General features: G+C 69.4%; 15 protein-coding genes. 5 read left to right on the top strand and 10 right to left on the bottom strand.

What is annotated here, in order from left to right; genetic code table 11:
• Positions 1–16 precede the first annotated feature (16 nt).
• The 3 genes from ACZ4E1_RS10690 to pknB all read left to right on the top strand — a co-directional run bounded on the left by ACZ4E1_RS10690 (position 17) and on the right by pknB (position 5125).
• Positions 17–1444, top strand: coding sequence for an FtsW/RodA/SpoVE family cell cycle protein (locus ACZ4E1_RS10690; RefSeq protein WP_467537839.1), 1428 nt, complete (start codon positions 17–19; stop codon positions 1442–1444).
• A complete protein-coding gene (locus ACZ4E1_RS10685; RefSeq protein ID WP_467537837.1) occupies positions 1441–2904 on the top strand; it encodes a peptidoglycan D,D-transpeptidase FtsI family protein in 1464 nt (487 codons plus the stop codon). The genes ACZ4E1_RS10690 and ACZ4E1_RS10685 overlap by 4 nt, the downstream gene beginning before the upstream one ends.
• Before the next feature lie 229 nt (positions 2905–3133).
• Positions 3134–5125 carry a Stk1 family PASTA domain-containing Ser/Thr kinase gene (pknB, locus tag ACZ4E1_RS10680; protein ID WP_467537835.1) on the top strand — a complete coding sequence of 664 codons (1992 nt, stop codon included), beginning with the start codon at positions 3134–3136 and terminating at the stop codon, positions 5123–5125.
• 74 nt (positions 5126–5199) lie between these two features.
• Here the strand turns inward: pknB and ACZ4E1_RS10675 are convergent, their stop codons facing one another.
• The 6 genes from ACZ4E1_RS10675 to ACZ4E1_RS10650 are packed head-to-tail and all read right to left on the bottom strand — an operon-like array spanning position 5200 to position 9522.
• Complete coding sequence (locus ACZ4E1_RS10675) at positions 5200–5964, bottom strand: class E sortase (protein WP_467537833.1); 765 nt, start codon at positions 5962–5964, stop codon at positions 5200–5202.
• Between the two features lie 55 nt (positions 5965–6019).
• The gene (locus tag ACZ4E1_RS10670) at positions 6020–7144 is read right to left on the bottom strand and encodes a class E sortase (protein ID WP_467537831.1); all 1125 of its coding nucleotides are present in this window, start codon (positions 7142–7144) and stop codon (positions 6020–6022) included.
• Positions 7141–7788, bottom strand: coding sequence for an aminodeoxychorismate/anthranilate synthase component II (locus tag ACZ4E1_RS10665; RefSeq protein WP_467537830.1), 648 nt, complete (start codon positions 7786–7788; stop codon positions 7141–7143). The genes ACZ4E1_RS10670 and ACZ4E1_RS10665 overlap by 4 nt, the downstream gene beginning before the upstream one ends.
• Positions 7785–7964, bottom strand: a complete 180-nt coding sequence (locus ACZ4E1_RS10660; protein WP_188341799.1) for a hypothetical protein — start codon at positions 7962–7964, stop codon at positions 7785–7787. Before ACZ4E1_RS10660 ends, ACZ4E1_RS10665 begins: the two co-directional genes overlap by 4 nt.
• A 23-nt stretch (positions 7965–7987) precedes the next feature.
• A complete protein-coding gene (locus ACZ4E1_RS10655; RefSeq protein ID WP_467538544.1) occupies positions 7988–8689 on the bottom strand; it encodes a class E sortase in 702 nt (233 codons plus the stop codon).
• Between the two features lie 26 nt (positions 8690–8715).
• A complete protein-coding gene (locus ACZ4E1_RS10650) occupies positions 8716–9522 on the bottom strand; it encodes a DUF881 domain-containing protein (RefSeq protein ID WP_467537829.1) in 807 nt (268 codons plus the stop codon).
• Between the two features lie 153 nt (positions 9523–9675).
• Between ACZ4E1_RS10650 and crgA the strand changes: the two genes are divergently transcribed.
• The gene (gene crgA / locus ACZ4E1_RS10645) at positions 9676–9933 is read left to right on the top strand and encodes a cell division protein CrgA (protein WP_188337989.1); all 258 of its coding nucleotides are present in this window, start codon (positions 9676–9678) and stop codon (positions 9931–9933) included.
• A 275-nt stretch (positions 9934–10208) separates the two neighbouring features.
• Here crgA and ACZ4E1_RS10640 read toward each other — a convergent pair whose 3' ends face one another.
• Together ACZ4E1_RS10640 and ACZ4E1_RS10635 are read right to left on the bottom strand one after the other, a co-directional pair.
• Positions 10209–11090 carry a rhomboid family intramembrane serine protease gene (locus ACZ4E1_RS10640; protein WP_467537827.1) on the bottom strand — a complete coding sequence of 294 codons (882 nt, stop codon included), beginning with the start codon at positions 11088–11090 and terminating at the stop codon, positions 10209–10211.
• Positions 11091–11187: 97 nt separating this feature from the next.
• On the bottom strand, positions 11188–11715 hold the full coding sequence (locus ACZ4E1_RS10635) for a peptidylprolyl isomerase (protein WP_467537826.1): 528 nt from the start codon (positions 11713–11715) through the stop codon (positions 11188–11190).
• A gap of 270 nt (positions 11716–11985) precedes the next feature.
• On the opposite strand from ACZ4E1_RS10635, the gene ACZ4E1_RS10630 reads away from it, so the two are divergent.
• Entirely contained in the window at positions 11986–12690 is a 705-nt protein-coding gene (locus ACZ4E1_RS10630) for a DUF5324 family protein (RefSeq protein WP_467537824.1), read from the top strand.
• 123 nt (positions 12691–12813) lie between these two features.
• Here ACZ4E1_RS10630 and ACZ4E1_RS10625 read toward each other — a convergent pair whose 3' ends face one another.
• Both ACZ4E1_RS10625 and ACZ4E1_RS10620 read right to left on the bottom strand, forming a co-directional pair.
• On the bottom strand, positions 12814–13620 hold the full coding sequence (locus ACZ4E1_RS10625; RefSeq protein ID WP_467537822.1) for a hypothetical protein: 807 nt from the start codon (positions 13618–13620) through the stop codon (positions 12814–12816).
• A gap of 5 nt (positions 13621–13625) precedes the next feature.
• Entirely contained in the window at positions 13626–13799 is a 174-nt protein-coding gene (locus tag ACZ4E1_RS10620) for a hypothetical protein (RefSeq protein ID WP_467537820.1), read from the bottom strand.
• Positions 13800–13880: the final 81 nt, after the last annotated feature.

Genomic DNA, 13880 nt, shown 5'->3' with positions numbered 1-13880 from the left:
GGGGCCTCAGCACGCCATGAGCAGTAACTCCACGACCCATACGTCGACCATCGGCGCCATCGGGGCGCCGAGCCGGCGCAACACCGAGCTGGCGCTCCTCGTGTTCGCCGTGGTCATCCCCGTCTTCGCGTACGCCAACGTGGGCCTGGCCATCGACGGCGAGCTGCCCGCGGGCCTGCTCGGCTACGGGCTCGGGCTCGGCCTGATGGCCGGCGTCGCGCACCTCGCCGTGCGCAAGTTCGCGGCCTACGCGGACCCGCTCCTCGTGCCGCTGGCCACGCTGCTCAACGGGCTGGGCCTGGTCGCCATCTGGCGGCTCGACCAGTCGAAGCTGCTGCAGTCCATCGATCAGGCGGGCAACGCGGCACCGCGGCAGCTGATGTACTCCGCGATGGGCATCGGCCTGTTCATCGTCGTGCTGATCTTCCTGAAGGACCACCGCGTCCTGCAGCGCTACACCTACATCTCGATGCTGGGCGCGATCGTCCTGCTGCTGCTCCCGCTGGTCCCGGGCCTCGGGCAGAACATCTACGGCGCGAAGATCTGGATCCACGTCGGCGGCTTCTCCATCCAGCCCGGTGAGTTCGCCAAGATCGTCCTCGCGGTCTTCTTCGCCGGCTATCTCATGGTGAAGCGGGACGCGCTGGCGCTGGCCAGCCGCCGCTTCATGGGGATGTACCTGCCGCGCGGCCGTGACCTCGGGCCGATCCTCGTCGTCTGGGGAATCTCGATCCTCATCCTGGTGTTCGAGACCGACCTCGGTACGTCGCTGCTGTTCTTCGGAATGTTCGTCATCATGCTGTACGTCGCCACCGAGCGGACCAGCTGGATCGTCTTCGGTCTGATGATGTCCGCGGTCGGCGCCGTGGGTGTGGCGAGCTTCGAGCCGCACATCCAGCAGCGTGTGGACGCCTGGCTCGACCCGATGAAGGAGTTCATGCTCAGCCGGCAGAACGTGGTCGGCCACTCCGAGCAGGCGATGCAGGCCCTGTGGGCCTTCGGTTCCGGCGGCACCCTCGGCACCGGCTGGGGCCAGGGCCACTCCGAGCTGATCCGCTTCGCCGCGAACTCCGACTTCATCCTCGCCACCTTCGGCGAGGAGCTGGGTCTCGCCGGTCTCATGGCGCTCCTGCTGATCTACGCACTGATCGTCGAGCGCGGCGTACGCACCGCCCTCGCGGCCCGCGACCCCTTCGGCAAGCTGCTGGCCGTCGGCCTGTCCGGCGCCTTCGCACTGCAGGTCTTCGTGGTCGCCGGCGGTGTCATGGGCCTCATCCCGCTGACCGGTATGACGATGCCGTTCCTCGCGTACGGCGGTTCGTCCGTGATCGCCAACTGGGCACTCATCGGCATCCTGATCCGCATCAGCGACACGGCCCGCAGGCCCGCGCCCTCGCCCGCTCCCAGTCCCGACGCCGAGATGACCCAGGTGGTCCGACCGTGAACAAGCCCCTGCGCCGTATCGCGATCTTCTGCGGGCTGCTGATCCTGACCCTGCTCATCCGGGACAACTGGCTGCAGTACGTCAAGGCGGACACCCTCGCCTCGGACAAGGACAACCGCCGCGTCCTCATCGCCCGCTACTCGACGCCGCGCGGCAACATCATCGTCGACGGCAATCCGATCACCGGATCGGTGAAGACCAAGAACACCGACCTGAAGTACAAGCGGACCTGGAAGAACGGGCCCATGTGGTCCCCCGTCACCGGGTACTCCTCGCAGGTCGTGGGCGCCAGCCAGATCGAGAACCTCGAGGACGGCATCCTCTCCGGCAACGACGACCGGCTGTTCTTCCGCCGCACGCTCGACATGATCACGGGCAAGCCGAAGGAGGGCGGCAACGTCGTCACGACCCTCGACGCCGCCGCGCAGAAGGCCGCGTACGACGGCCTGAAGAACCGGGGCAAGGGCGCGGTCGCCGCGATCGAGCCGTCCACCGGCAAGATCCTCGCGCTCGCCTCGACGCCGTCCTACGACCCGTCGTCGTTCGCCGGCAACCTCAACGAGGACGCCAACACCTACTCCAAGCTGGAGAAGGACAAGGACAAGCCGCTCGTGAACCGGGCGCTGCGCGAGACGTATCCGCCCGGCTCCACCTTCAAGCTGGTCACGGCCGCCGCCGCCCTGGAGCACGGCCTGTACTCGGGCGCCGACGAGCGCACGGACTCGCCGCTGCCCTGGACGATGCCGGACACGACGACGGAGCTGAAGAACGAGGGCAACCTGCCCTGCAAGGACGCGACGCTGCGCGAGGCCCTGCGGGTCTCCTGCAACACCGTGTTCGGCAAGGTCGGCTCGGACCTCGGCAAGGACAAGATGCGGGAGACCGCCGAGAAGTTCGGCTTCAACGAGGAGCAGTTCATCCCGGTCCGCGCGAGCGCCTCGAACTTCGACAAGGAGATGAACAGGCCGCAGACCGCGCTGTCCGCCATCGGCCAGTACGACACCGCCGCGACGCCGCTCCAGATGGCGATGGTCGGCGCGGCGATCGCCAACGACGGCGCCCTGATGGAGCCGTACATGGTCGACGAGCTCAAGGCTCCGAACCTCGACACGATCGAGAAGCACGAGCCCAAGGAGATGAGCCGCCCGCTCTCGAAGGAGAACGCGCAGAAGCTCCAGTCGATGATGGAGACGGTCGTCAACAGCGGCACCGGCACCATGGCGAAGATCCCCGGCGTGACGGTCGGCGGAAAGACCGGTACCGCGCAGAACGGTGTGAACAACGAGGGCACCCCGTACGCCTGGTTCGTCTCGTACGCGAAGACGAGCTCGGGAACCCCGGTCGCCGTCGCCGTCGTCGTGGAGGACAGTGACGCCGACCGCGGTGACATCTCCGGTGGTGGTCTCGCCGCCCCGATCGCGAAGAGCGTCATGGAAGCGGTCATCAACGGCAAGAAGTGACGTACGTGACGGAAGTGACGTACACATCGACAGGCACGGCCGGGTTCACCTCTTCATGTGAGCCCGGTCACCTGTTCTTCACGAAGTCGCACGTGGCGATACCGGTCCTGTCACGGCTCCCGACGCTGGCCAGGTCACGTCGGGTGAGACGGGTACGGTATGCCGGACGGCACACCGCCCGACCCCGCACGGGACGGACGGAACCGACGGAGAGGGCTGGTAGGTAACCATGGAAGAGCCGCGTCGCCTCGGCGGCCGGTACGAGCTGGGCCAGGTGCTCGGCCGTGGTGGCATGGCGGAGGTCTACCTCGCGCATGACACCCGGCTCGGCCGCACCGTGGCGGTGAAGACGCTGCGGGCTGACCTCGCGCGCGACCCGTCGTTCCAGGCCCGGTTCCGCCGGGAGGCCCAGTCGGCCGCCTCGCTCAACCATCCCGCGATCGTGGCGGTGTACGACACCGGCGAGGACTACGTCGACAACATCTCCATCCCGTACATCGTGATGGAGTACGTCGACGGTTCCACGCTGCGCGAGCTGCTGCACTCGGGGCGCAAGCTGCTGCCCGAGCGGGCCATGGAGATGACCATCGGCATCCTCCAGGCCCTCGAGTACTCGCACCGGGCGCAGATCGTCCACCGCGACATCAAGCCGGCCAACGTCATGCTGACCCGCACCGGACAGGTGAAGGTCATGGACTTCGGCATCGCCCGCGCCATGGGCGACTCCGGCATGACGATGACGCAGACGGCCGCGGTCATCGGCACCGCCCAGTACCTCTCGCCGGAGCAGGCCAAGGGCGAGCAGGTCGACGCCCGCTCGGACCTGTATTCGACGGGCTGTCTCCTCTACGAGCTGCTGACGGTCCGCCCCCCGTTCGTCGGTGACTCGCCGGTCGCGGTCGCGTACCAGCACGTGCGCGAAGAGCCCCAGGCCCCCTCGGTCTTCGACCCCGAGATCACGCCCGAGATGGACGCGATCGTCCTGAAGGCCCTGACCAAGGACCCGGACTACCGCTACCAGTCGGCCGACGAGATGCGCGCCGACATCGAGGCCTGCCTCGACGGCCAGCCCGTCGCGGCCACCGCGTCCATGGGCGCGGTGGGCTACGGCGGCCACCCGGACGACCAGCAGACGGCCATGCTGCGCCCGCAGAACGGCGGCGCGGCCCCGACCTCGATGCTGCCCCCGGTCAACCCGGACGACGGCGGCTACGGCTACGACGAGCCGCGTGGCGGCCGGCGCAAGCAGGGCAAGAGCCACACGTCGACGATCCTGCTGGTCGCGGCGGGCATCCTCGTGCTTGTCGGCGCCATCCTGATCGGCAAGTGGTTCAGCAGCGGCAGCAGCGGCGACGGCCAGGTCGAGGTACCGAGCCTGGTCGGCGAGAGCTTCCCGGACGCCAAGGAGAAGGCGGACCGCGTCGACCTCAAGGTCGTCAAGGGCGAGCCGATGGCCTGCAAGGACAGCCCGAAGAACACGGTCTGCGAGCAGGACCCGGAGAGCGGCAAGGTCGACAAGGGCGAGACGATCACCCTGCGCATGTCGACGGGCGCGCCGAAGCTGACGATCCCGGACGTCACAGGACTGCCGTACGCCGAGGCCGAGGCCGACCTGAAGAGCAAGGGCTTCACGAACATCTCCCGGAAGACCGAGGAGTCGGACCGCAAGCCCGGCTTGGTGATCAAGCAGGACCCGCAGAGCGGCAAGGTCGAGAAGGGCACCGAGATCACCCTGACCGTCGCCACGGAGAAGCAGACGGTCGTCGTCCCGGACGTGTCCTCCGCGAAGAACCTCACCTGTGAGCAGGCCACGGCCACGCTGAAGTCGAACAAGCTGGCGGCGACCTGCACCGAGGAGGAGGCCGCCGATGTCGAGCCGGGCAAGGTCTTCGCCCAGAGCCTCGCGGCGAACTCCGAGGCGGAGCCGGGCTCCACGGTGACCCTGAAGGTCGCCAAGGCGGCCGAGCAGCTGACCGTCCCCGGCGACCTCGGGGGCAAGAAGCTGAAGGACGCCCGCAAGCAGCTCTCCGACATGGGGCTCAACGTCCAGCTGGCGGCGGGCTCCCCGGGTGACGACAACGCGGTCGTGATGGGCAGCCAGCCCGGCGCGAACAGCCCGATCAACAAGGGCGACACCATCACCCTGGTGACGGCGCCCGGCGGTGGCGGCAACGGCGGCAACAACGGCGGCGGCCTCTTCGGCGGCCTCGGCGACGGCTGACCCGCCCGCGACACACATGAGAGGGCCCCGGTCCCCCTGTGGGGGACCGGGGCCCTCTCATGTGCGCTCCGGCGTCAGCGCAGTTCCTTCGGAGGTGTGCGCTCGCTGTCGACCTTCTCGACGCGCTCCAGCTCGCCCCACACCACGTACCGGTAGCGGGAGGTGTAGACGGGCGTGCAGGTCGTCAGGGTGATGTAGTGCCCGGGCTTCTTCTTGCCGGACTGCTTGGGCACCTGGTCGATGACGTCCACGTCGAACTTCGAGGTCTCGGGAAGAATGTCGAAGACCTTGTAGACGTACCACTTGTCCTTCGACTCGAAGACGACCGGGTCACCCTTCTCGATCTTGTCGATGTTGTGGAACTTGGCTCCGTGGCCGTCGCGGTGCGCGGCGAGCGAGAAGTTGCCCTTCTTGCCGCTCGTGGGCAGGACGGCCTTCACCGGGTCCGTGTAGTAGCCGGCCACGCCGTCGTTGAGGATCTCGCTCGACGTGCCCTTCTCGACGAGGACCTCGCCCTTGCCCATCGCGGGGACATGCAGGAAGCCGATGCCGTCCTTGGTGTCGAGAGCGCCGGGGCCCTTGTCCGCGGCCCAGTGGTCGCGGACCTTGTTGCCCTGCTTGTGGGCCTCCCGGTCGGCCATCACGTTCGTCCACCACAGCGAGTACGCGACGAACAGCCCGAGGATCACGCCCCCGGTGATGAGGAGTTCGCCGAAGACGCTGACGGCCGCCGCGATCCGGCCCCTGCGGGGCGGCGGCGGAGATGCGGGTGAGGCGGGGGCGCCGTCGCGCTCCGCGTCCTGCTCGTGGTCGCTCTCGCGGCCGGTCGTCGCTGCCACTGACTGATCGCCCCGTCCTGTGCCGTGCCCGTGATGCCCGCCGCCGGTGTGCGCCCTAGTCGACGAGGGCGTCCGGCTTGCCCTTGCCGCGCGGCCGCTCCTCGACCATCTTGCCCCAGACGATCATCCGATAGGTGCTCGTGAACTCCGGCGTACAGGTGGTCAGTGTGATGTACCGGCCGGGCTTGGTGAAACCGGACCCGGCGGGGACCGGGTCGATCACCGCGGTGTTCGACGGCGGCGTCTGCGGCAGGATGCTCGCCATCTTGTAGACGAAGTACTTGTCGCGCGTCTCGACGACGATCGGATCGCCGGGCTCGAGGCGGTTGATGTACCGGAACGGCTCGCCGTGCGTGTTGCGGTGCCCCGCGATCGCGAAGTTCCCCCGCTTCGCGTCGGGCATCGCCGTCGGGATGCTGTCCTTGTCGTAGTGGCCGACCATGCCCTGGTCGAGCACCTTGGGCTTGCTGATGCCCTCGGCGATCGGCACGACGACGTCCAGCTTCGGGATGTGCAGGATCGCGAAGCCCTGGCCCGGCTCGAAGGTCCCGGGCTTGCCCTTGCCGTTGGCCCAGTCGTCCTCGAGATGGCTGCGGGCGTCTCCGGCGATGTTGTGGGCCCGCACGTTCGACCACCACAGCTGGTACGTGACGAACAGAAGCATCAGGACGCCGAGGGTGATGAAGACCTCGCCGATGGCGCGGCTGGCCAGCACACCGGCGCTCGGGCGCGCGGCCCGTGCGGCACGGCGGGCCTCGACGCGCGTGAGCGGCCTGTCGGCGGGCGTCTCCGGGTCCGCGGCGGGCACGGTGGCCGCGCCGCCCGCATGGCGCCCTCCGCCCTTCCTGGCCGCCTTCCTGCGCGCGGCACGACCGCCGGTGACGACGGGCTCCGCCGCGCGCCGGGTGTCGGCCGTGCGCAGAGCAACCGTTTCGTCGTCCCGTACGGGCGTCTGCGGGTCCGGCTCGTGGAGCTCCGGCTCCGGGTACCAGTCCTGGGCGTAGCCCTCGGGGTCGTACCACTCGGGCTCCGGCTCGGGGGCCGGCTCCTGGACCGGCTGCTGCTGCTCCGGGGCGCCCAGCGGCCGGAACCACGGTGACGGATGCTGCTGCCCCTGCTGCCCCTGTTGCTGCCCCGGCAAGGGACCACCGAGAGGGTCGTCGGGGCGCAGTTCGGTCACGCCGAGGCCCTGCCCACGACGGGCGCGAGACCCGCCGATCTGGCCGGCGCGCCCGCGTCGCCGCACTCCACCAGCCAGTTGGCCAGCATCAGATGCCCGTGCTCGGTCAGCACGGACTCGGGGTGGAACTGGACGCCCTCCACCGGCAGTTCACGGTGGCGCAGGCCCATGATGATGCCGTCCTCGGTACGGGCCGTGACCTCGAGGACGTCGGGCACGGTGTCCGGCTCGGCGGCCAGCGAGTGGTACCGGGTCGCGGTGAACGGGTCGGGCAGGTCCTTGAAGACGCCCTTGCCCTCGTGCCGCACCAGAGAGGTCTTGCCGTGCAGCAGCTCCGGCGCACGGTCCACGACGCCGCCGTACGCGACCTGCATGGACTGCATCCCGAGGCAGACCCCGAAGACCGGGACGCCCGTGTCCGCGCAGTGCCGCACCATCTCGATACAGACGCCCGCCTGCTCGGGGGCGCCCGGACCAGGGCTCAGGAGCACCCCGTCGAAGCCGTCCTGCGCGTGCGCGGTCGTCACCTCGTCGTTGCGCACCACCTCGCACTCCGCGCCCAGCTGATACAGGTACTGGACGATGTTGAAGACGAAGCTGTCGTAGTTGTCGACGACGAGAATGCGGGGCTTTCGCGTGCTCACTGACCGTTCACCGTCACATCGTTGAAGGGCAGCAGCGGCTCGGCCCAGGGGAAGACGTACTGGAAGAGGACGTAGACGACCGCGAGGACGAGCACGATCGAGATCAGCGCCCTCACCCACGCGTTGCCCGGCAGATTCCGCCAGATCCAGCCGTACATGCCGGTCGCTCCTTCCACGCCGTCTTCGTACGCGCACCAGACTAACGGCGCAACGCCTCCGGTTTCCCGGCCTCCACAGGCTGAGTGGCATCAAGATGCGCCCAGACGATGAGCCGGTGGCTGTGACCCCACTCCGGCTCGCACGTCGTGAGCGTCAGATAGCGCCCCGGTTCCTTGTACCCGGACTTGCGCGGCACGGGGTCGATCACGCCCACGTCGCTGGGCAGCGTCTTGTAGGGCTCGGTGTCGATGACGTACGTGAACCAGGTCGTGCCGTCGGTGAGCACGACCTGGTCACCGGGCCGCAGCCTCGGGAAGTCCTTGAAAGGGTCGCCGTACGTGCGCCGGTGGCCGGCGACCGCGAAGTTGCCCTTCTGCCCGAGCCGAGCGGTGCCCGCGTAGTGGCCGAGTCCCTTCTTGAGGGTGCCGACCTCCGTGTTCTGCAGCACGGGCTTGTTCCACGTGAAACCGAACCGCGGGATGTACATCACGGCGAACGGTTTGCCGTCCCGGTACGCGGCCGGCTCGGGCGGCGACGCGTCGGTACCGGCGTCCTCACCGGGCGCGGGGGAGGCGGTCGCGACGGGTCTGCGCGCCCATGCGTCCTGGAGGCCGTCGATCTGGTGACTCATCGCACTGTCGGCCTTCACACCGGTCCAGAACAGTACGTAGACGACGAACAGCACGATCGCGGCACCGACCGTGATGCACAGCTCGCTGAACGTCCGGACGACGACTCGCACCGACACCCCCCGGTGTCCTGTGGCGGCTACTGGCTGACGGGCTTCGCGTAATGGAGATCCACTGTGCCCGAGTAACCGGGAAGAGTCACCGCCCCGTCGTCCTCGACTTTCCAGCCGAGCCCGTACGCGTTGACGTAGAGCATGTAGTTCTGGATCTCCGGGGAGGCGGCGACGGCCTGCTTGAGCTCGTCCGGGTCGCCGATCGCGGTGATCTTGTAGGGGGGCGAGTAGACGCGGCCCTGGAGGATCAGGGTGTTGCCGACGCAGCGCACGGCGGAGGTGGAGATCAGCCGCTGGTCCATGACCTTGATGCCCTTGGCGCCGCCCTTCCACAGGGCGTTCACCACGGCCTGGAGGTCCTGCTGGTGGATGACCAGGTCGTTGGGCTGCGGCTCGGGGTAGCCGGGGAGCTTGGCGGTCGCGTTGGGCGGGGCGTCGTCGAGGGTGACGGAGACGGCCTGACCCTTCAGCTTCTTCGTGCCGGACGCCTTCTCCAGCGCGTCCAGCTTCTTGTCCTCGGCGGAGGTGGAACCGTCGTCGCGCTCGGCGAGAGCCTCGACATCGTCGCGGACGCCGCTGTTCCCCTCCTCCAGTTCCTTGTTCTTGTGGCTGCGCTCCTGAATGAGATCGGAGAGCTTCAGAAGGGACGCATCCGTACGAATATTGGTGCCCTTGGCCGTATTGAAGCTGGTGAAGAAAATCAGCCCGGCAAGGGCGAAAACGCCCACCGTGAGCAGCCGCACGGGACGGAAACGGCCACGCGCGGAACCGGCGCCGCCACCGTGGTCGTGCTCGGCACCGGGCTCGTTCCGGGAGTCGGCAGAATTGGTCAACGTACCCTTATCTCCTTCGACGCCGCGGAAGCACTACGCTAACGGACGCCCGGGGGAGCACTCAGATTCCGTTGAAGTTCCGCTTGTACGCTGCTCCGGAGCCCGTCCACGTTCCCTGCGCGGCCACGCAGCGCATCGACAGGAGAGACCCTCGTGCCGAAGTCACGTATCCGCAAGAAGGCCGACTACACCCCGCCGCCGGCGTCGAAGCAGGCGACGAACGTCAAGCTGACCAACCGCGGCTGGGTGGCCCCGGTGATGCTCGCGATGTTCCTCATCGGACTCGCCTGGATCGTCGTGTTCTACGTGAGCAACGGGTCGCTGCCCATCGACGCTCTGGGCAACTGGAACATCGTCGTCGGCTTCGGTTTCATCGCCGCCGGATTCGCCGTCTCCACGCAGTGGAAGTAAGCCCGGTCCCGGCTTCGGCCCGAGCTTTCCACTGAGCCTTCCACTGAGTTATCCACAGGTTGTCCACATGGGGAAAAGGTCAGACGATCTGTGGATAACCAGTCCGGGATTGACGCCGGTGTGACCGGCGAGGTTACGGTCGACCATCTGTTCGCCCCTTGCCCTTCCTGGGAAAACCCAGGTCAGCGGCAGGGGGCGCGGTCGTCCTCCACGACATGCACAAGATCCGGCACACGCTGTGGACAACGGCGGTCGACATCGGTGGAGGACCGAGCTCAAGTGAGCTGCCCGGTCCGCACGACGACCGTCCCGACGACGGCCAGCAGCACGAGCGCACAGACCCCGTACTGCACGAGGGCGCGGTGCTCCCGCGGGGCGTGAATCATCCCGTACCCGACGACCAGGCCGCCCACGAGACCGCCGATGTGGGCCTGCCAGGCGATGTTGAACGCCGGGTTGAACGTGAAGATCAGATTGATCACCAGCAGTGCGACGACCGGCCGCAGGTCGTAGTTGAGCTTCCGCATGAGGACGGCCGTCGCGCCGAAGAGGCCGAAGATCGCTCCGGAGGCGCCCAGCGAGGGCTCGTTCTGCGCGGCGAGCAGATAGGTCAGGGCGCTGCCCGCGAGCCCGGAGACGAAGTAGAGCGCGAGATACCGGGCCCGGCCGAGGGCGGCCTCCAGGGGGCCGCCGATCCACCACAGGCCCAGCATGTTGAAGGCGATGTGGACAAAGCCACCGTGCAGGAACATCGCGGTCACCAGCCGGTACCACTGCCCCTCGGCGACGCCCTGGGGGGTGGCGAATCCGGGCACCCAGGCCCGCCCGAGCATCTCGAACCGGTTGGTGAAGTGATCGCCGACGGACAGCTGCACGAGGAAGACCGCCAGGCAGATCCCGATCAGCACCTTGGTGACGAGGCGCGGGTCCGCGGCGACGGCGCCGCCGGCGAGCGTGCGCGGCTGCGTCGCGGTGGGCCGGTGCCCGGTGCCCGAACCGCTCCGCACACACTCGGGGCACTGGAACCCCACGGAGGCGCTGACCATGCACTCCGGGCAGATGGGCCGCTCGCAGCGGGTGCAGCGGACCCCGGTGGGACGGTCCGGATGCCGGTAGCAGCCGGGCAGTCCTTCTCCGTCCTGGTGCGTGTCGGCCATGTCGGTCCGTCCCCTCAGGTGAAGCGGCCCCGCCCATCTTTACGGACGAGCGGGGCGAAAAGGTTCCCTGAGGCCGAAGACACGGCCGGGCCGCGCGTCAGCGGGTCTCGACGACCACGGACTCGATGACCACGTCGCTCAGCGGACGGTCGGTGCGCGGGTTGGTCTGCGCGGTGGCGATGGCGTCCACGACCTTCTTGCTGGCGTCGCCGACGACCTCGCCGAAGATCGTGTGCTTGCGGGTGAGCCAGGCGGTCGGCGAGACGGTGATGAAGAACTGCGAGCCGTTCGTCCCCGGGCCCGCGTTGGCCATCGCCAGCAGGTACGGCTTGTCGAAGGCCAGGTCGGGGTGGAACTCGTCCGCGAACTGGTAGCCCGGTCCGCCCGTCCCGTTCCCCAGCGGGTCGCCGCCCTGGATCATGAAGCCGCTGATCACCCGGTGGAAGACCGTGCCGTCGTAGAGGGGGGCCGTGGACGTCTCGCCCGTCTCGGGGTTGGTCCACTCGCGCTCGCCCTTGGCGAGCTCCACGAAGTTCTTGACCGTCTTCGGTGCGTGGTTCGGCAGCAGCCGGACCTCGATGTCGCCCTGATTGGTCCTGAGGGTGGCATAAAGCTGCTCGGCCACGATCTGCCTTCCGTCGTCTCCTGTGCCGTCCCGATCCTCGCACGGCACGGGCACCCCGGCGCCCGCTCGACTGTCAGGGTTGTGCGGGGGTTTCCGGCGGAAAAACCCCACTGGTCCACTGCCGACCGGGCGCGTCCCGCCGGGATCCGTGGCATTGTCGTCGGCAGGCCCCTTTCCGCGCGTTACCACCGCATTGCCGCCTCTGGCAGGCATGATCCGCAAAAGGGTGGAAAGGTGAAAAACCTGTACGCCACCGAGGAGGAGGATCACGTGACCCGCATCGACAGCGTGCGCGCCGCGACCGGCTCGGCGAAGGACAGCGTGCTGCACGCCGCGGACGTGGTGGCGCCCTACGCCGAGACGGCCAAGGACAAGGCCGCTCAGTACACGCACGACGCCCGTGTCGCGCTCGCCCCGCACCTCTCACAGGCCGCCCGGCAGGCGCGCGTCCAGTACGACGCCCACCTCGCCCCGCGTCTGGAGCAGGCGCGCACGCATGTACCGCCGAAGGTCGACCTGGCCGCCCACGAGGCCGCCGCACGCACGCGCCGCGCCGCCCAGCAGGCCGCCGCGTATTCGAAGCCCCGTATCGAACAGGCCGTGGCCGCCGCCCAGCCGGTCGCCGAGGAGGCCGGTGCCCGCAGCGCCGCCGCCCTCGCCGCCCTGCGCAGTCAGGTCTCGGCGGACGAGATCCGTGCCCTGGCCCGCAAGCACGAGCGCCGTCACCGCGGTCGTCGCGCCCTCAAGGGCATCGCCCTGATCGGCCTCCTGGCCGGCGGAGCGTTCGCCGCGTGGAAGTGGTGGGACAAGCAGGCCAATCCGGACTGGCTGGTCGAGCCCCCGGCCGCCACCGAGGTCGCGGACAGCGCACCGCTCTCCTCGGTCGACGGCAGCGGCCAGTCGCACCTCGACCCCGAGGTGCAGGCCAAGCAGGCGGAAGCCGAGGCGGAGGACGGTCCGGACGAGGGCCGCTGAGGCCACGCCGGCCTCGCCCGGACACGCATTGAGCCCCTCGGGCCCGGTCGCCACGACCGGGCCCGAGGGGCTTTTCGGGTGGGGTGGTGGAACGTCACCCTCGTCTCCGGGTCAGGGCCGCGTTCATCGCGTGCACGACCGGCCGGGCCCGCACACCTCTCGTACGCGCGAGACGCGCCACCCGTCGCCGAGGATTCCGCCGCGGGTGGCGAGGAGGGCGGCTGAGCGGGCGCGGATCGCGGTGGTCAGGGCCGGGCCCGACAAGCCCGTCTCCAGGGCCTGGGCGAGGGCCGTCACCGCGGTCCAGGCGCGGCGCGGCGCACAGGTGTGCGGGTGGACGGCCCATATGTCCTGATCCGCCGCCGCGTCGCGGAGGGCGAGGAAGGAGGCGAGGCCGCACTCGGCGAGGGCGAGCACGGGCCCGGCCGTGGGCGGCCTGAGTGCCGGGAAGCGCTCCTGCGGCGCGAGGACCGCGGGCACGCCGTCCGGCGCCAGGCCCATGGCGGCGGCCTCTGCGGTGACCTGGTCGGCGAGCGCGGCCCAGTAGGGTCCGTCATCGCGGACGACTGTGAGGCCGGTGCCGAGCGTGGCCGCGGCCAGGGCGATCGTGGAGGCGAGGCCCACGTCGTCGGGGGCCCAGCTCAGGGCGGGCGGTCCGGCGTGGACGAAGGGGAACAGGCTCGGCAGCCCTGCCGCCTGGTAGGTCTTGCGGGCGCGCGCGGTGATCGCGGGGTCGCTGTGTCCGAGGACCGCCGTGCAGCCGAGGCCGACGACCGTGGCGGCCACGTCCGGGGTCTCGTCGTGCACCTGCCAGTCGACGGCGCCCGGCTTGGCGGCCCGCGCCCGGGCCAGTTCGCGGAGCAGGACGGCGCCCCAGGCCGCCCGCGGCCCGGTGAGCGGGGCGATGACGGCGACGCGAGGTGCCGGCACGGAGGTCAGCCCCAGATGAGCGAGTCACCGGATGCGGCCGTGACCACCGCACCCCGCTGACCGGCGTCGACGCCGGCCGCCACCGCACCGCCGAGGGCGAGAGCGGCGACCAGTACGGTGAGCAGCCCGCGGAAGGCGTACGGGCGGCGCGTGCGGGCGGCAGTCTGGGCAGCAGGCACAGGAATCCTCCTGGAACGGGGCTCGGTGGGTGTGCGCCCAGCATGTTCCGGTGGGGTGATCCGTGGCTACGCCTGACGGGG

Source organism: Streptomyces sp. NPDC025806, assembly GCF_055558275.1.
The sequence above is the reverse complement of the archived record's forward strand: the minus strand, read 5'-3'. Positions and strand labels throughout refer to the sequence as shown.

Bases quoted from the DNA above. Each gene is read 5' to 3' on its own strand.
- pknB (WP_467537835.1), top strand. From the start codon at position 3,134: ATGGAAGAGCCGCGTCGCCTCGGCGGCCGGTACGAGCTGGGCCAGGTG.
- ACZ4E1_RS10690 (WP_467537839.1), top strand. From the start codon at position 17: ATGAGCAGTAACTCCACGACCCATACGTCGACCATCGGCGCCATCGGG.
- ACZ4E1_RS10640 (WP_467537827.1), bottom strand. From the start codon at position 11,090: ATGGCCGACACGCACCAGGACGGAGAAGGACTGCCCGGCTGCTACCGG.